At 61.5% G+C, this 17487-nt stretch carries 13 protein-coding genes and 1 tRNA gene; 2 read left to right on the top strand and 12 right to left on the bottom strand.

From position 1 onward, the window contains the following. Positions 1–35 precede the first annotated feature (35 nt). The 4 genes from CS006_RS05330 to nusA all read right to left on the bottom strand — a co-directional run bounded on the left by CS006_RS05330 (position 36) and on the right by nusA (position 6389). On the bottom strand, positions 36–1229 hold the full coding sequence (locus tag CS006_RS05330; protein WP_100510745.1) for a tRNA pseudouridine synthase B: 1194 nt from the start codon (positions 1227–1229) through the stop codon (positions 36–38). Positions 1230–1429: 200 nt separating this feature from the next. Beyond that, positions 1430–1957, bottom strand: coding sequence for a 30S ribosome-binding factor RbfA (gene rbfA / locus CS006_RS05325; RefSeq protein WP_100510744.1), 528 nt, complete (start codon positions 1955–1957; stop codon positions 1430–1432). Positions 1958–2140: 183 nt separating this feature from the next. Then, positions 2141–5065 (bottom strand): translation initiation factor IF-2, encoded by a 2925-nt coding sequence (infB, locus tag CS006_RS05320; protein ID WP_100510743.1) that lies wholly within the window; start codon positions 5063–5065, stop codon positions 2141–2143. A 256-nt stretch (positions 5066–5321) separates the two neighbouring features. After that, complete coding sequence (gene nusA / locus CS006_RS05315; RefSeq protein ID WP_100510742.1) at positions 5322–6389, bottom strand: transcription termination factor NusA; 1068 nt, start codon at positions 6387–6389, stop codon at positions 5322–5324. A 79-nt stretch (positions 6390–6468) separates the two neighbouring features. Here nusA and CS006_RS05310 point away from each other — a divergent pair, with 79 nt between their 5' ends. Then, on the top strand, positions 6469–7476 hold the full coding sequence (locus CS006_RS05310; RefSeq protein ID WP_100510741.1) for a hypothetical protein: 1008 nt from the start codon (positions 6469–6471) through the stop codon (positions 7474–7476). Positions 7477–7646: 170 nt separating this feature from the next. Here the strand turns inward: CS006_RS05310 and CS006_RS05305 are convergent, their stop codons facing one another. Continuing rightward, the gene (locus CS006_RS05305; RefSeq protein WP_100510740.1) at positions 7647–8888 is read right to left on the bottom strand and encodes a zinc ribbon domain-containing protein; all 1242 of its coding nucleotides are present in this window, start codon (positions 8886–8888) and stop codon (positions 7647–7649) included. A 6-nt stretch (positions 8889–8894) separates the two neighbouring features. After that, positions 8895–10316 (bottom strand): zinc ribbon domain-containing protein, encoded by a 1422-nt coding sequence (locus CS006_RS05300; protein WP_100510739.1) that lies wholly within the window; start codon positions 10314–10316, stop codon positions 8895–8897. A gap of 137 nt (positions 10317–10453) precedes the next feature. On the opposite strand from CS006_RS05300, the gene CS006_RS05295 reads away from it, so the two are divergent. Then, on the top strand, positions 10454–10702 hold the full coding sequence (locus tag CS006_RS05295) for a helix-turn-helix domain-containing protein (protein ID WP_341476070.1): 249 nt from the start codon (positions 10454–10456) through the stop codon (positions 10700–10702). A gap of 415 nt (positions 10703–11117) precedes the next feature. On the opposite strand, the gene CS006_RS05290 is transcribed toward CS006_RS05295, so the two are convergent. The 6 genes from CS006_RS05290 to CS006_RS05265 form a co-directional block, all read right to left on the bottom strand. Next, positions 11118–11203 (bottom strand) — tRNA-Ser (locus CS006_RS05290). An 89-nt stretch (positions 11204–11292) separates the two neighbouring features. Beyond that, the gene (locus CS006_RS05285; RefSeq protein WP_100510737.1) at positions 11293–12096 is read right to left on the bottom strand and encodes a transglutaminase family protein; all 804 of its coding nucleotides are present in this window, start codon (positions 12094–12096) and stop codon (positions 11293–11295) included. A gap of 192 nt (positions 12097–12288) precedes the next feature. Next, positions 12289–14445, bottom strand: a complete 2157-nt coding sequence (locus tag CS006_RS05280; RefSeq protein ID WP_423734831.1) for a circularly permuted type 2 ATP-grasp protein — start codon at positions 14443–14445, stop codon at positions 12289–12291. A 329-nt stretch (positions 14446–14774) separates the two neighbouring features. Next, on the bottom strand, positions 14775–15689 hold the full coding sequence (truA, locus tag CS006_RS05275) for a tRNA pseudouridine(38-40) synthase TruA (protein ID WP_100510735.1): 915 nt from the start codon (positions 15687–15689) through the stop codon (positions 14775–14777). 182 nt (positions 15690–15871) lie between these two features. Then, positions 15872–16378 (bottom strand): 50S ribosomal protein L17, encoded by a 507-nt coding sequence (rplQ, locus tag CS006_RS05270; RefSeq protein ID WP_100510734.1) that lies wholly within the window; start codon positions 16376–16378, stop codon positions 15872–15874. Positions 16379–16484: 106 nt separating this feature from the next. Then, a complete protein-coding gene (locus CS006_RS05265; protein WP_100510733.1) occupies positions 16485–17480 on the bottom strand; it encodes a DNA-directed RNA polymerase subunit alpha in 996 nt (331 codons plus the stop codon). Positions 17481–17487 lie beyond the last annotated feature (7 nt).

The raw sequence follows: 17487 nt of genomic DNA, 5'->3' as shown, positions 1-17487 counted from the left end.
AACGTTATTCGATTATTCGATTATTCGACGTCCGGCTATTCGGCCGGAAACACGACGGCCGGCTTCGCCTGCCGTTTGCTGGCGGGCTGGATGATGGCGACGAGGTCGTCGCCATGGATGGCGGCGACGAGTCCGTCGCCCCGTCGTGCAATCCACCGGCCGAAACGCAGTTCCCTCGCCTCGTCGGCGGTCACATCGACGCAGGGCATGGTACGTCGCGCGCTGTCGGGCATCGACGATGCGCACGACAGCAGGTAGGCGCGATGCCGTTCCCTGATGTCGTCGGAAGAATCGGCGCCTGCTTCGGTATTGTCTTCGTCCGGTTCGGGATAGTCGAGTGCGCAGCGATTGCGCGTGATGGTCTCGCCGTCGCGGTTGGTGAACGTGCGGCTTTCGGCGTGGGCGGTGACGGCACGGAACCGTTCGGTCGTACCGAGATCGAATTCGCCGACGCGGGTGCGGCGCAGCATGGTCAGATGGCCGCCGACGCCGAGCACGTAGCCGAGGTCTCGTGCCAGGGCGCGGATGTAGGTGCCCGACGAGCAGGTGACGCGCACGGTGATGTCGATGACGGGTGTTGTCGCGTTGCCGCCGTCGGCATTCGTGTCGGTGTCGGTCTCATTCGTGTCGGCGTCGACCGCGTCCGTCACGGCGATGTCGGGCGTAAGCACCGTGAATTCACTGATGGTGACGGGGCGGGCCTCGAGCCTGACGTCCTTGCCTTCGCGGGCGAGATCGTAGGCACGCTTGCCGTCGATCTTGATGGCGGAGAACATGGTTGGCGTCTGTTCGATGCGACCGGTGAAATGCTCGGCGATGGCCTGTTCGATACGGCTGCGATCCAACGCTTTCAACGTTTCCGAAGCGGAACGGACGTCTGCGATATCCCCAGAGATGTGCGCATCCGGCTGGATGTCTGGGGAGAACCCGCCATGGGCGAGCTTCTCCTCCCATGAGAGGATGTCGCCATCGGCGTCGTCGGTCGTGGTGAACTGGCCGAGCCTGATGGTGGCCTCATAGGTCTTGTCGGCGCCGACGATGTAGTTGAGCAGTCGGGTGGCGTTGCCGAAACCGACGACGAGCACGCCGGTGGCCATGGGGTCGAGCGTGCCCGCGTGGCCGACGCGCTTCATGTGCAGTCCACTGCGGACCGCGGCCACGACATCATGGCTGGTGACGCCCTGCGGCTTGTCGACGACGAGAATGCCTGATTCGGATGGTGTGGGCATGAATGCTCCTTCGGCTTCGATCTCCTGTCGGGTCGTTGTTTCAGGCCATTCGGGCCTTTTCGGGTTTTTAAGGATACTTTCAGATCTTTCGGACCTTTTGCAAATCACTTGCCAATATGAAGAGCCTCCCCCAGCAGGAGGAGGCTCTTCATCATGAAGCCATGAACGATGGCAATGACGATACCGCCGATGACGACGGGTCAGGCTTTGGAATCGTCCGACTCGACGTCGTAATCGTCGTCGTACTCCTCGATGTCGGTGTCATCGACATCGTCGATGTCACCGTCGGCATCCTGCTCGGGATGCTTGTACGGGTCGGCGTCGCCGGCGTACTGGGCGGTGGCACGCACCTTGGCGAGCTCCTCGTCGCGCTTGCGGGCGGCGGTGAGGATGTCCTCGATTTCGGTGGCCTCTCCCGGCACCTCATCGTACTTGAACTCGAGCACGGGGGTGAGTCGCAGTCCGGCCTTGCGCCCGACGAGCGAACGCAGACGGCCCTTGGCCTGGTTGAGCGCCTGGGATGCGCGCCTGCGCTGTCCCTTCTCCTTGCCTTCGTCTCCGAGCTGCGTCCAGAAGATGCGGGCGATCTGCATGTCGTTGGTCACGCGCACGTCGGTGATGGTCACGCCGAACAGACGCGGATCGTGCAGCTCGGCTTCGAGGGACTGCGCGACCACACGCTTGATGAGGCCGGCGATGCGCACGGCCCGAGGGTTGGTACCAGCCATATGAATTTCCTTACGTTGTCTTATATATGCAATTGGCTCCCCTCTGGAGGGGAGCTGTCGGCTGCGCCGACTGAGGGGAGGCGCCTCATCATCAGATGATATTCACCTTCACTCAGACCGCCTTCGGCGGCCAGCTCCCCTCAGAGAGGGGAGCCAGAGGAATCGGTCGAATCGACCGATCGACTACTTGCGTTCGACCTCGCGCATCTCGAAGGTCTCGATGATGTCGCCTTCCTGGATGTCGTTGAAGGAGCCGAGGTTGATACCGGCCTCGTAGCCTTCCTTGACCGACTGGACGTCGTCCTTGAAGCGACGCAGCGAGGAGATCTCGAGGTCGTTGACCGTGGCGACGCCGTTGCGCAGGATACGGCACTTCGTTCCGCGCTTGACCTCGCCGTCCTGCACCATGACGCCGGCGATGTTGCCGAACTTGGAGGAGCGGAAGATCTCGCGGATCTCGGAGTGGGAGGTGACGACCTCCTCGTATTCCGGCTTGAGCATGCCCTTGAGGGATGCCTCGACGTCCTCGATGGCCTTGTAGATGATCGAGTAGTACTTGATCTCCACGCCCTCGCGTTCGGCGAGGTCCGCGACCTGACGGTTCGGACGCACGTTGAAGCCGATGATGACGGCCTTGTCGACCGTGGCGAGGTTGACGTCGTTCTGCGTGATGGCGCCGACGCCGCGGTGGATGACCTGGATACCGACCTCGTCGGAGACCTCGATCTTCATCAGGGAGTCCTCGAGCGCCTCGACGGAGCCGGAGGAATCGCCCTTGATGACGATGTTGAGCATATCGATCTCGGACTTGGCGAACTGCTCCTTGAGGCTCTCGAGCGAGACGACCTTGCGGCGCTTCGCCAGCTGGGCGGCGCGCTCGGTGGCCTGACGCTTCTCGGCGATCTGGCGGGCGGTTCGGTCGTCGGGGGCGACGAGGAAGAGGTCGCCTGCCGTCGGCACGGAGGTGAGGCCAAGCACCTGCACCGGGGTGGAGGGCGTGGCCTCCTTCATCTGCTGGCCGTTCTCGTCGAGCATGGCGCGAACGCGGCCGTACGAGGTGCCGGCCACGATAGCGTCGCCGATGTGCAGGGTGCCCTGCTGGACGAGCACGGTGGCCACGGCGCCGCGACCCTTGTCGAGTCGGGCCTCGACGGTGGCGCCACGGGCGTCCATGTCGGGGTTGGCCCTGAGGTCGAGCGTCGCGTCGGCGGTAAGCAGCACGGCTTCGAGGAGCTTGTCCACGTTGATGTTCTGCTTGGCGGAGATGTCGACGAACATGGTGTCGCCGCCGTACTCCTCCGGCACCAGGCCGAACTCGGTGAGCTGGCCGCGCACCTTCTCGGGGTTGGCGCCCGGCTTATCGATCTTGTTCACGGCGACCACAATCGGCACGTTGGCGGCCTGGGCGTGGTTGATGGCCTCGACCGTCTGCGGCATCACGCCGTCGTCGGCGGCGACCACGAGGATCGCGACGTCGGTGAGCTCGGCACCACGGGCACGCATGGCGGTGAACGCCTCGTGGCCAGGGGTATCGAGGAACGTGAGCTTGCGGTGCTCGCCGTTCAGGTCGATGGCGACCTGGTAGGCGCCGATGCGCTGCGTGATGCCGCCGGCCTCGCGTGCAATGACGTTGGTCTTGCGGATCGTGTCGAGCAGTCGGGTCTTACCGTGGTCGACGTGGCCCATGACGGTGACCACCGGAGGACGGGGCTTGAGATCCTCGTCGTCCTGCAGCTCCTCTTCGTCAAGATCGATGTCGAACTGCTGGAGCAGCTCCTTGTCCTCCTCTTCGGCGGACACGATCTTGATGTTCCAGCCGATCTCCTCGCCGAGGATCTGGAAGGTGGACTCGTCCAGGGACTGCGTGGCCGTGGCCATCTCGCCCAGGTGGAAGAGCACGGTGACCAAGGAGGCGGCGTTGACGTTGATCTTCTCCGCAAGGTCGGCCAGCGTGGCGCCCTGACGAAGCTTGATGGTCTGGCCGTTACCGGTGGGGATGCGGACACCACCGATAACGGGTGCCTTCATCTCCTCGAACTCCTGCCTCCTTGCGTGCTGACGCTTGCGAGCCCTGGAGGACTTACCGCCCTGACGACCGAAGGCGCCGGCGGTACCGCCGCGGCCTCCGCGACCACCCGGACGACCGCCACCGCTCTGGGGACCGTTGTTCGGACCGCCGCCCTGACCCGGACGCGGACCGCCGAAACGGCTGCCGCCGGGACGACCGCCGCCGGAGGTGCCTGCACCCTGACCCGGACGGCTGTGGCCCCACTGGTTCGGCCTGCCCTGACCCGGACGACCTCCGCGACCACCCGGACGCGGACCGCCCTGGCCCGGACGACCCGGGCGACCGCCACGGCCGTTGTTCACGGTCGGACGGGCCATCGGATGCGGACGCGGGATGTCACCCGGCGTGGGAACGCTCATGCCCTGCTTGCGGCTGAACGGATTGTTGCCCGGACGCGGCGTGCCGGTGGCATGCGGACGGGGCGTGGCGGAGCCATTGGCGCCGCCGTGGTTCTGCTGGCCCTGGGCGCCCTGACCCGGACGCGGACCACGAGGATTCTGCGGACGTGCGCCCTGGCCACGGCCCTCGCCATGGTTGCGGCCACCGCCACGACGGTCTCCCGGACGGGGAGCCGAAGGACGGGCGCCCTGAGGATGCGGACGGGCGGAACGGCCCTCGCCGCCATGCTGGCGCTGGCCGTCACGGGACGTCTCGCGCTCGCCGCGCTCACCACGCTCGTTGCGGTGGAACGCGTTGCGCGGAGTGGCATGGGAGGATTCGCCGGCGGCATGATGACCCGGCTTCGGAGCCGCAGGACGCGGACCGGGGGTCGCGGCGGAAGCCGCAGCGGCGGAGGATTCGGATACAACAGGCTTCTTTGCAGCCGGCTTCGGCTGCGGACGACGAGACTGGGGCTTCTTGGCATCGCCCTTCTCGGTGTTGGACGGCTGGAATTCCGCCCGGAGTTTGCGCACAACCGGCGCTTCCACTGTCGACGAGGCCGACTTCACGAACTCGCCCATGTTCTTGAGCTTGTCAAGAACGGTCTTGCTATCTACGCCAAACGCCTTGGCCAATTCATATACGCGTGCTTTGGGCACCAATATCTCCTATTCCCGACCGCGCGTATACGATTCCCGTACGGACTCCCGCGCGATCACTGATCACTGATGGCAAACATGTGCTGTCTCATCGTGCGACCATGATGTGTTACCTCGTTCTTTTCCTGAAAGTGGGCATACTACACCCGCATTTTCAGACTCCGAGACAAGCATACTCATCCCCATGGATTGCATATACCAGAAAAACGCCGGAGGTGTCGCCGCATGTCCACGACGTCACCTCCGGCGTGACGAATCACTCCTCGGAACCCTGCTCGTCCTTGGAGGCCTCCGCCGCCTTCGCGGCCTCGGCGGCCTTCCTGGCACGCACCTCCTCGGACTCGATGCCGATCTTCCAGCCGGTGAGCTTAGCGGCCAAACGGGCGTTCTGCCCCTCCTTGCCGATGCCCAGCGACAGCTGATCGTCATGGATGAACGCGATGGCCGTCTTGTTCTTCTCGCTGACCACCTTCACCTCGGTGGTGTGCGCCGGCGACAGCGCAGCGGAGACGAACTGGGCCGGATCGGCCGACCAGTCGACGATGTCGATCTTCTCCTGGCCGAGGTTCTCCATCACCGCACGGACGCGGGAGCCGCCGGGGCCGATGAGCGCGCCCTTCGGGTTGACGCCCTGCGCGTTGGCGCGCACCGCGATCTTCGTGCGGGCACCGGCCTCGCGCGCGATCGACATGATGGACACCGCACCGCTCGACAACTCCGGGACCTCACGCTCGAAGAGACGACGGACCAGCTCCGGATGCGAACGAGAAACGATGACCTCCGGGCCCTTGAGGCCGCGGGAGACGTTCACCACATACACACGCAGGCGCTCGCCGTGGCGGTAGCGCTCGCCCGGCACCTGCTCGCGACGCGGCAGGATGGCCTCGACGTCGCCGACGGCGATGTGCACGTTGCCCGGGTCCTTGGCGTCCTGCTGCACGATGCCGGTGATCAGGTTGCCCTTCTGGCCCGAGAACGCGCCGAACACCTTTTCATCGGCGGCGCGACGGAACAGCTGGGAAATGACCTGACGGGCCGTGGCGGCGGCAAGACGTCCGAAATCACGGGGGGTGTCGTCATATTCCTCACCCAGAACCGGGTGCGGGTGCGGATCCTCTTCCGTGGGCTCCTGGGGAATCTCATCCTGAGCCCACACCGTGAACGTTCCGGCGCGGGAATCAAGTTCCACGCGGGCATGCTTCGCGGCGTGAGGAGTTTTCAAGTACGCAAGACGCAGGGCTTCAGCCAGTGCGTCATCCAGAGTCTCGGCATCTATTCCCTGCTCAGCAGCAAGTGCGTGAATGCCAGCCAAGTCCAATTCCATGCCAAAGACCTCCCATATGAAGTTATTACACGGGCACCTTGCCCGCAATGGTCTGCAACGGCTACTAGTCTAACGATTCATGCAGACACTATGCGCTCAGGGCGAATCCGACGTCAACCGTTCCACGCGACGCGCATCATTCCCGCTCCCGCTGTTCGCGGCGCTGATGGCCGTCATCAGCTTGTTCGCCTTCTGCGTGCCGGCCCACGCGATCGGTCTGAGCGGCCAGGGCACCGATGACTCCGAACTGAGCCCCTGCGAGCAGGCACTTACGTTGGCGACGAGGCATACCAGGCAGTATCAGGAAGGCATGCCCTCCTCCATTCGTCTGCTCTCCGCTGCGGCCGCCCAGCATGACTGGCGGAACGTGGCCGCGGACTGCCCGCAGCGGTTCGCCGAAGGCACCGTGCGCAGTGCCATGGCGACGCATGCCGCCACGACCCTTGCCTCGCAACTGCATATCAAGGACGTCTCGAAGGTGATGGACTCCCCCGCAGCGCAGGTCGCCTCCGGCACCACGCTGAGCATCGACACCGACGCGGCAGCCACGCTGAGTCTCGCCGAGGACCGCGCCGGATTCGGCTACGAGATCCTCGCGGCGAGGAACAACGCCGACGCCACGCTGTATCAGCTCAGCAACCAGCGCAAGACGAACGCGCAGATTCTCGCCACGGCTGTCAAACACGAGAAGGACCCCCGCCAGAAGATCTATTCCATCAAGTCCGTCGTCAATAATCCGGCGACGAGCACCGACCCCGATACCGGACTGACCGCCGCCACCTCCGCCGTCATCGAAATGAACTGCGCGGTCGAACAGCTCAACGCCATGGCCGCCGTGGACGCCGCCGACGGCGATGACGACGCCTCTTCGAGCTCGAACTCTTCGACTACCGACTCCGCCGGCAGCTCTTCAGCCGACGCTTCCGGGACCGGTTCCTCCGCAGCCAGTTCCACGACCGCCGGCTCCTCCGCAATCAGCGCCAAGGAACGCGCCTCGCTGACGACCGTATCCTCGCTCATCAGCGCCCACATCCTGCAGGCCATCGACCTCGGCTACCCCGCCCTCGAATCCGCCCTGCTCAAGTAATCCCCTCGGAATAGTGGGTCCACTCACTCGGATCCATGGGTCCATCGAATCATTTCCACCATGAAATGATCTCCTGACTTGGTATGCCGCAGCGTAAGCAACGGGATATCCGTAATAATGTGGTTACTCGTATTGTCGAACAGCGATCGCCTTCTTCCGCTCAATGCCTCTTAATCCCCCATTTCGCCGTCGTCGATCACTCCGTTCTTGTTGGTATCCACCGGAATATAGGTGCTGTAATCATCGGGGTCGGACGCGTTCCCGATACCAAACGGCAGATACTGCATCGTGCCGTTTTCCATCTCCTGATAGACGGAGCTGCACGGGGTCAATTGCCCTGAATTGCCGGCCAAGCAGTTATAGCTCTTGTATTGGTCGTATCCGACGGCATTGGAGTTGCCCTTATACTGTGCCTTCATCATTTCCGCCGGCGTAGGGGTATTGCCCGTCATATAGAAATCGCAGATGGAACGATGATTCTCGTCGAAGCACTTGACCCTATAGGTATCGTCACCAATCCGTTTGGGTGTGCTGTATTCCTTGCGATAGGCACCGTCATCGTCATCATTGAATTCATCTCCATCCGACGCATACCACCAATTCATCGAATTGTTCCATGACGCGTTATCACCAAGATCACGGACGAGGCTGGTCCCCGTATACCCCAGTTTCTGCGCCAGGCATCGAAGATCGACATACTCGTTCATGCTCGTATAGGTGGTTCCCGTGTTTTCCAAGCGCGCGACCGGTTTCCCCGCATCGCCCGTGGTCAGAACGAAATACCCCGGGCGCCCGCATGTCGCCAGATCACGCAGACCCTGATCGTCGGTCTGAGAGGAAGTCCGATCCGCGCTTTCCCCAGTGGCATCGGGCGACGCATCATCAGTGGAATCAGCTAATGCATCGTTGGGATCCTTAGTCTCGTCAGATTCCTCCCCACTGTTTGAAATCTCTGAAGACTCCTGGCTCTTATTGGGTTGCGAGGTCGAACGGGAACTTAGCACCGCACCGACGATCACGGCGATCACAATCAGCACAACCACGGTGATCACGATGACACGCCTGCGATGCCACTTCTGCTCCTGTTGAGCCATTCGCCGTTCCCGAGCCGCTTCGGCCGCCTGCTCGGCCTGCTCATCCGAACGGTTCCACCAATGTGGTTCGGCATCATCGGCATTACGCGAGGTATTACGGGCTGATTCATCTACGACGCCATGCCCGCCTTGGTCTTTCCTCTCATCCGACTCGACATCGAATTCCTCGGCACTGTCAGGCCGCCGTTGCTCCACTACTGGCTCACTGGACGAATCACGCGCTTCCGTCTTGTCCGCAGTCGAAGCCAATTTCGCACCGCACTTCGGACAGAACAGCGAATCCTCCGGTATCCGAGCACCGCACTTATGACAGAACATGATTGATCACTTCCGATAGAACACCGATTGGTCGGATATGGTTGTTTCTCCCGGATGGCCGATAACCAGATAATCACGGGAATTATCAGGAGGATTGTTTGAGTCAATGGAGAACCGCTGGAAATACTGCATATCGACTCCGGGCATCACAAAAAAGACACCTTCCTGAGAACCTTGATCACAACCCGCCGACCCCTGACAACCGGCGAACATCGGAAACGGTTCCGGACTCGGCGGCATGGTCTGCTTGGTTTGATACTGGAAACCGAGTTCGACTTGGGACTGACCGTTCGGCAATGGATTGGAAGAGGAATCCCCGGCAGTAAAACTCAATGTTCCCGGAGTTCCCTCATAGGTATTCGGGTCGTAGAAATCGTTCTTTGCGATATGGACGCATACGCCATCCGCCCGGCAATAGTCCCCCGCGATTTTCGACCAGTCGTTGTCATCCACGGTCGTCTTCCACAAATCAGCGAAATCATCGTCCGACGTTCGGCTCTCACTCCTGCGGTTTTGTTCTGATCTCTCAGAGGAGGAATCACCACTCGAAGCCGTATCAGAAGAACTGTCAGATACTTTCTCCTCAGTCAGAGCACACAGAAAACGGCCCATCCCCTGAATCGATGTATCCGCATCCCCAATGGTCCACATGCATCGCGCCGCAACGTTATTGGTCAAAGCACGGGGAGACACCTCGTCAAGGCTCTCGATTCCATCGGTTTTTTTATTATCCTGAGCAAATTCATCAAGCATAGCGGATAGATTCCCTTGGTATCCAAGGGCGTCTGTCATGCAGTTCATTGCTTTTTCGGTACTCTCACCATATGCACTGATGTCTCCGCTATCGAGAGATAAGCCCCAATCATAGGTAATGAGAAGCCTGTCCGATTTCGGCATGAAAAGAACAGAGTCAAGTTGAGTGGACGAGGTGAGTTCGCCGGTATAGCCATATTGATGACATTCATCAACTACCTTTGCCACATGGGGAAGCTTACGTTTCCACTGATAATAAGACTCTCCTTTAACCGCATAGGTATTGATACCAGCAGGAAACTCCTTAGGGAACATCTTGGGCCACAAGATGCCCGTAACGACGATAAACAGCGCCAGCAATGCCGCTACGGCTATCACGATGATGCGCTTGCGATCCCACTTCTGTTTCCGCTGAACCGACCGCTGTTCTCGAACCGTCTCAGGCCTCTGATTGTCCTGATTATCCGAGCGGTTCCACCAATGTGGGTCATCAGTATCGGCATTATGGGCCGCTTCACCTGCGACATCATGCCCACCTTGGTCTTTTTCCCCATCAGGCTCGATATGGGATTCCTTATCGTCGTTCTCCACTGCCGTCGACTTTCCGCACTTGGTGCAGAACAGGGCTCCTTCCGGCAGCAACGCCCCGCAGAAACGGCAGTACTTATCTTCCATGTCGGCACCTTCACCTTTCCGGACTCAAGAATGCCATATACAGGAGGTCATATACAAAACGGCTCGCTCGTATCTTTCGAGGTATGCCACGCAACACGCCTTCGGGTGCTTGGAACCATTATGTCTAGGAACTCGGGCTGAACATGCAGAGACTTCGCATTTCCCGTGGCCTGTCGCAGGAACATGTAACCTACGAGGCCGGTCTGAGCCGGTATACCTATCAGAAGTTCGAAAAGGGCGAGTCCATGCCGGGGACACCGGCGAATCCCAGCCTGAGGAACATCATGGCGATCGCCCAGGTGCTGGGTGTCACCCTTGACGAACTGTTGCTCAGTCCGTGGCCCGGCCTGCACGCCAGACAGATTATCCATTCCCCCAATGGGTGATCGAAGGAATTGATGACCAATCAACTTGGCCGAACCAATCATCAAAAGACATGTTTTCACCAAGATTGGCCAATCCGTTCACGAAGACCTCGGTTTCGGCCTGTTCGTGAACGACTAGGCCAAGTAAGGGTCTTTATGATCGGTTCAGCCAATGAATGATGAACGGGTTGGCCAAGTAACGAGGCCAGAGGACAGACCGTCTGTTCAGAAGACATGATTTGGACGTGGAGCCCCAGGCCCCCTCATCAGTCAGCCGCAAGCTGGCAGCTTCCCCAGAGGGGCAAAGAAACCAAATCCGATCTGTCGGACACACAATTTGGCCTACCCCCCCCCAAAAAAAAAACCGTTGGAATACCGCCGAAAACGGCATGAAAAAAGGGTTCCGGCCATCCCAACTGGCCAGAACCCTTAAGGGCGGATAAGGCGAGATTCGAACTCGCGGAGGGGGTTGCCCTCACACGCTTTCGAGGCGTGCTCCTTCGACCGCTCGGACACTTATCCATTGCTACAAAAACGCAACTTGAATAGTATGCCACACTTTACGGATATTGCAAAATCGAGGTATTACCCGTGTCGTCACAGGGCGGGTTCTACACCTGCGGCTTCTCGTGAACGGAGGCGTTCACCCACTGCGTCTGCTGCACGTTGCTGCCCGAGAACACGCCGATGTCGAGCATGCAGTCGCGGTAGTCGCGTCCGTGGGCGATGGTGATGTAGTTGTCGTCGACCAACCGGTTGTGAGTGGGGTCGAGCCCGATCCAACGGTCCTTGTGATACACCTCCACCCACGCGTGGGTCGCCCCCTCGCCACCCAGCAGTCCGGCGATGTATCGCGCGGTCAGTCCGACGTGGCGGCATACCGAGAGCATCACATGCGCGTAGTCCTGGCATACGCCCTTGCCTTGGGCCAGAGCCTGTTCGGCGGTGGTGTGAATCGTCGTGGACTTCGGCGTGTAGACGAACGACTTGAACACCTCGTCCATCACCACGGTGGCCACGGCGACCGGCGAACCGGTGTTCTTCTCGTGACGCAGACGGTCCTTGCATCGTTCGGTCAGCGCCTTGACGGCCGGACCGGGAATGGTCAGCGCGGAATCGAACCGGTAGAGCGGCTTGTAAATCTCGGATTTGATGTTGGCGTTGTCCACGAACGCGATGCCCGTCACCTTGTAGCCGAAATGCGTGTGCGGTTCGGGCAGGAATCCCGTCATCACCACGGAATCGAACGAATCGATGGACGTATTCGGCTCGATTGCGGGGTCGATGACCACTTTGGTGTCGATGACCTGCTGGCGGGGACCGGTGGCGGGAATGCACCGGAGCTGGAAACGATGATCGGTTACGGGCGAGCTAAACGTCAGCTTCATCTCGTAATCAAAATACAGTTTCTTCAACGAATCCAGCTCCTTTTACGCCCGATATGCGGATGCGCGGCGCATGACGCATACGCACGGCCGGTCCGCAGACTTTCCTTCAAGGATAGTCGTATCGGTCCGGCGACTACGCCGCCCATCCGAAAACGCATGAGAGCAACATGATACCGGTGGCTGACGCCCGCTTGCCGCCTACTGGTCGCCGCTTGCCAATCACCGATCGCCGAGATCGGTGGGGTCGACGGTCATCAGCGGCTTCAGTCGGGATGCGACCACATGATCGGTGAATCCGGTCTCGAAGTCACGCAGCCGGTCGGCGAGCCTCTCGTAGCCGCGGGCAGGCAGCTGACCGATGAGCCAGCGTACGCCGGAGACGAAGCACTGCGGCACGGGCATGCCGTCCAACGTCATCGCATAGTCGACGAGCTTGCGCAGCGGCGGCTTGAGCTCGGTGGGCGAAACATGCAGGCGCGTGTACAGGTCGAGTCGTTCGAGGTATTTGCCGACGAAGAGGAACGACTTGAGCGTCTGGTCGACCACCGAATTCTCGACGGCGCCCCAGAAGGCCAGCATGTCGTCGGTCACATCGCGCTGGTCGTACAGGTCCTCGGCCTCGGACGAACGCTCGCTCGCGTCGGTGATGCTGCTCAGCGCCAGTTCCACGTACTGCAGCACGCGAGAGCTGAGTTCGGGACGCAGGATCACGGCGTTGTTGAACGCGTAGTCCATGGCGCTGCGCACCGAGTTCGGGTTGCTCTCGTCGTACAGGAAGCTATGCACGAACGCATCGAAGTCCTCGAAGTCCTCCGGCAGGTCGAGTGCGCGGGCGAACGGGCGGAACGCGTCCACGTCGGTGTCCATCACATGGTCGTAGAACGGGAAGAACCGCGTGAGCGTGGTGAACACGCGTTCCGTGTACCGTCCGAGCCAGTAGAGGTTCTCCGCCTTCGACGCGGTGAGCAGCGAAAGCGAGTGCCGCTGCGTCTGCGTGGCGATGGAAATCTTCTCGTCCTCGAACTGGTCGTATTTGTCGGTCATCGCGGCATCGTCGTCAGCCAGCACCCACGTGTCCTTGAATCCGCCGCCCTGCGAGGAATTCACGATCATCTGTCCGGGGACCGACGAGTAGCGGGTCAGGCCGGAATACCATACCTGCGTGTCCTTGCCGGTCACGACGAACGCACGAAGATCGGCCTTGCGCGGCTCGTACTGCCCGGTCTTCGGGTCGACCACGTCGATGTCGCGGAACTGGATGACCTCCTGCGCGATGAATCGGCGCGGGTCGGCCTTGATCCTGTCGGCGAGCTCCTCGCGCTGGGATGCGTCGAGCGACGATCCGAACACCACGCCGTATCCGCCGGCTTCGGCGACGTCCTTGATGACGAGTTCGCCCATGCGGTCGAGCACGGTCCTGCGGTCCTGTTCGAACATCGGCATGTAAGTGGGCGCGTTGTGCAGGATCGGGTCCTCGTGCAAATAGTACTGGATCATCGCCGGCACGAAGTAGTAGATGGCCTTGTCGTCGGCGGCGCCATTACCGGGCGCGTTCATGATCGCCACGTTGCCGGCGCGGTAGGCGCCGAGCAGGCCGGGCACGCCGATTACGGATTCGGCATTGAAGGCGAACGGGTCGAGATAGTCGTCGGAGAGTCGGCGGTAGACCACGCCGACGCGGTGCTTGCTGCCGGAGTAGTCGATGAAGAACAGCTGGTTGTCCTCGACCTCGAGATCCTCGGGGAATGCGAGTACGGCGCCGGTCTTCTCGGCGAGATACGCGTGTTCGAAGAACGCGGAGTTGTAGCGGCCGGGCGTGAGCACCACGGCGATGCCCTCGGTGGTCACGAAATCCATCGACCGGCGCAGCATCATCGGGTAGGCACGGTTGTCGCGCACACGCACGTCGCGGAACAGTCTGGGCGAGATGCGGCGTTCGATATCGCGCACGAACAGCGGATAGCTGGCGCCCGACGGGATGCGAAGGTTGTCTTCGAGCACCCACCAGCGGCCGTCCTCCCCCTGCACCAGGTCCTCGCCGGCGATGTGCGCGAACACGCCGCCGGGAGGGGTCACGCCGTTGACCTGCGGATAGTAGCCGGCCGACGTGTACACGTATTCCTCGGGGATGATGCCGTCGTGGATGATGCGCTTGTCGGAGTAGATGTCGCGCAGGTAGGCGTTCAGCGCCTTCACGCGCTGCGCCAGACCGAGTTCAAGCTCGTCGAACTCCTTGGATTCGATGATGCGAGGCACCGGATCGTAGGGAAACAGCTGATCGTGGTACTGACCGTTCTTGTAGATGCCGAACCGTACGCCGTTACGGCTCAGTTCGCGGTTGATCGCCTCCCTGCGGTCGACGAGTTCCGTTGCCATTTTCTGCGCCCGCGATTGAATCACTGCCCACTCCTTTTCCCACGTTTCCCACGTGCCGAAGCACCTGCGGCCGGCACGTTCCGCGCACGGCCGTCGACGCATGCTTCGCCTGCGTCCGATCGGCACGATGGCCGGCCGGCAATCTGGGCATCAGATTAATCACGCACCGTTAACGCAAATACCGAGGAATGTTTCCAACATGATTCATGATTTATCGCATGTCATGTGTGTGACGTGGAAGCGGTCGCGGCACGGACGTGCGCGGCCATGACGGCCGGACCGCACACGTCACGGCTGCCCGGCCGTCGCGACCTTCGTGGCCGATGCGGCTACAGCGTGCGCACGGCGCGAATGGCCTGCGCACGTTCGGCGAGCATGTCGTCGGGAGGATAGGCCACGTATTCGAGCGTGAGGCCCTTGGCCGCGGCCGGACCGGTGGAGCCTTCGCGCATGGGAACGGCCATTTTCCGCGCGAACCATTCCACGTCCTTTCGGCCGCGTCCGACCTGCAGGCAGCCGTTGACCAGCGAGCGGACCATGTTCCTCGCGAACGCGTCGGCGACGATTGTGAAGCACAGCAGTCCCGATTCCGCATACGGCACCGGCTCGCCGTAGCCGCCGTCGGCCGCTCCCCCGTGCAGCATCGTGCCGGGATCGACCCGACGCCACTGCGCGTACTTGACCTCTCGGATGGTGGTGCCTCCCGGATTGGGCGTGGCGAACGAGCCGAAGTCATGCAGACCGATGGTGAGCGCCGCCGCCTGGTTCATGGCGTCCATATCGAGCGTTTCGTCGACGGCGACGACGAATCCTCGTGTCCGGGGGTCCACGAATCGTCCGTTGTCGCTCACCCGATACACATAGGTGCGTTCGAGCGCGGAGAATCGTGCGTCGAACCCGTCGGGGGCCTGCTGCACACGATGGATGGCGATGTCGTCGGGCAGCACGCGCTGCAGTCGTCGTTCCAAGGCGACCTCCGGGGTCACGTCCATGTGGCCCACGGCCCGGGCGAGCACGTCTTCGGGGATGTCGATGTGGCAGACCTGATGCAGGGCGTGCACGCCGGTGTCGGTGCGGCCGGCCACCACCAGCCGGATTTCGGGGGCGTCGGCATCGTCGGCCCGTACGCGCAGCACCTTGCGGATTGCCGCCTCGATCTCCCCCTGTACGGTACGTAGCTTCGGCTGGCGAGCCCATCCGTAGAAGGCGCCGCCGTCATATCCCAAATCGATCCTCAAACGCATACGTACTAGAGTATCGGGATTACTTGGCGAAAACGATCATGAAGAAGGGAAAACATGGTCGTAATGAACGGATTGACCAAATTCGGGATATTACAGGATATTAAGAACGAAAGAGGTCCGGGACCTTGCGATCCCAGACCTCTTCAGCGGTTTGAAACCAGTTCACCTGACGTGAATCAGATTCACTCGGCCTTCTCCTCGGCGGCGGCTTCCTGAGCCGGAGCCTCGGTGGCCTCAGCGGCCGGAGCCTCGGCCTCGGTGGCCGGAGCTTCTTCGGCGGCGGCCTTGGTGGCGGCCTCAGCCTCGGCAACGGTGGCCTTCTTGGCGCTCAGCGGCTCGGTGACGAGCTCGATGACGGCCATCGGGGCGTTGTCGCCACGGCGCGGAGCAATCTTGACGATACGGGTGTAGCCACCCTCACGCTGCTCCATCATTTCGGCGATCTGGGTGAACAGCACGTGCACGACGCTCTTGTTGCGGATGACGCGCATCACGCGACGGCGGGAGTGCAGGTCGCCACGCTTGGCGAACGTGATCAGACGCTCGGCCAGCGGACGGAGGCGCTTGGCCTTCGGCAGCGTGGTGGTGATGCGGCCGTTCTGGAACAGGCTCGTAGCCATGTTGGCGAGCATCAGGCGCTCATGCGCGGGGCTGGAAGCCAGACGCGGGCCCTTCTTGGGTGTAGGCATTGTAATTACTCCTTATGTCCCGTGCCGGCAGGAGGGCAGAGGCCCAAACGTCTGCGCGGCACGAGGCTGCGTTTATTCAAGGGAGACGTTCGTCTCCCGGAGACGATCACTCGTCTTCCGGAGAGAAGAACGTGCCTCCTTCGAGATTGATGGTATCGAGACCAAGCGGCGAGGCCTTGAGCGACAGACCGAGGGACTGCAGCTTCTCCTTGACTTCGTCGATGGACTTCATACCGAAATTGCGGATGTCGAGCAGGTCCTGCTCCGTATGGGAGACCAGCTCGCCGACCGTGTGGATGCCCTCGCGCTTGAGGCAGTTGTAGGAACGCTGCGTCAAGTTGAGCTCCTCGATCGGAACCGCCATCTCGGGGTTGGTTTCTTCCACGACCGGAACCGGACCGACCTCGATACCCTCCGCCTGGTTGTTGAGCTCACGGCACAGGCCGAACAGCTCGACAAGGGTGGAGCCTGCGGATGCCACGGCATCGCGCGGGGAAATGGCCGGCTTGGTCTCCACATCGAGGATGAGCTTGTCGAAGTCGGTACGCTGCTCGACTCGAGTAGCCTCGACCTTGTAGCTCACCTTCAGCACTGGAGAGTAGATGGAATCCACCGGAATGCGACCGATCTCGCCCGTATCCTGCTTGTTCATCTGAGCAGGAACGTAACCGCGGCCACGCTCGACAGTGAACTCGATCTCCAGCTCGCCGTCCTCGGCGAGAGTGGCGATGTGAAGATCGGGATTGGAGATGACGACGCCGGCCGGCGGAGTGATGTCTCCGGCGGTGGCCTCGCCTTCACCGTTCTTGCGCAGGTACATGACGACGGGCTCGTCGTATTCGCTGGTAAGAACGATTCCCTTGATGTTCAGAAGAATCTCGGTAACGTCTTCCTTCACGCCGGGCAGAGTGGTGAACTCATGCAGCGCGCCGGAGATGCGCACCGACGTAACAGCAGCTCCGGGGATGGAGCTGAGCAGCGTACGGCGCAGCGAGTTACCGAGGGTGTAGCCAAAACCAGGCTCAAGCGGCTCGATGGTGAAGCGGGAACGCTGGGGATTGAGGACTTCCTCAGTCAGGGTCGGACGCTGTGCAATAAGCACTTTACAC

Source organism: Bifidobacterium primatium (assembly GCF_002802875.1).
GTDB lineage: Bacteria > Actinomycetota > Actinomycetes > Actinomycetales > Bifidobacteriaceae > Galliscardovia > Galliscardovia primatium.
This window is presented reverse-complemented; position numbering and strand designations above follow the sequence as displayed.

Bases quoted from the DNA above. Each gene is read 5' to 3' on its own strand.
- CS006_RS05305 (WP_100510740.1), bottom strand. From the start codon at position 8,888: ATGTTCTGTCATAAGTGCGGTGCTCGGATACCGGAGGATTCGCTGTTC.
- rplQ (WP_100510734.1), bottom strand. From the start codon at position 16,378: ATGCCTACACCCAAGAAGGGCCCGCGTCTGGCTTCCAGCCCCGCGCAT.
- truA (WP_100510735.1), bottom strand. From the start codon at position 15,689: ATGCGTTTGAGGATCGATTTGGGATATGACGGCGGCGCCTTCTACGGA.
- rbfA (WP_100510744.1), bottom strand. From the start codon at position 1,957: ATGGCTGGTACCAACCCTCGGGCCGTGCGCATCGCCGGCCTCATCAAG.
- CS006_RS05280 (WP_423734831.1), bottom strand. From the start codon at position 14,445: ATGGCAACGGAACTCGTCGACCGCAGGGAGGCGATCAACCGCGAACTG.
- CS006_RS05330 (WP_100510745.1), bottom strand. From the start codon at position 1,229: ATGCCCACACCATCCGAATCAGGCATTCTCGTCGTCGACAAGCCGCAG.
- CS006_RS05300 (WP_100510739.1), bottom strand. From the start codon at position 10,316: ATGGAAGATAAGTACTGCCGTTTCTGCGGGGCGTTGCTGCCGGAAGGA.
- CS006_RS05310 (WP_100510741.1), top strand. From the start codon at position 6,469: ATGCAGACACTATGCGCTCAGGGCGAATCCGACGTCAACCGTTCCACG.
- nusA (WP_100510742.1), bottom strand. From the start codon at position 6,389: ATGGAATTGGACTTGGCTGGCATTCACGCACTTGCTGCTGAGCAGGGA.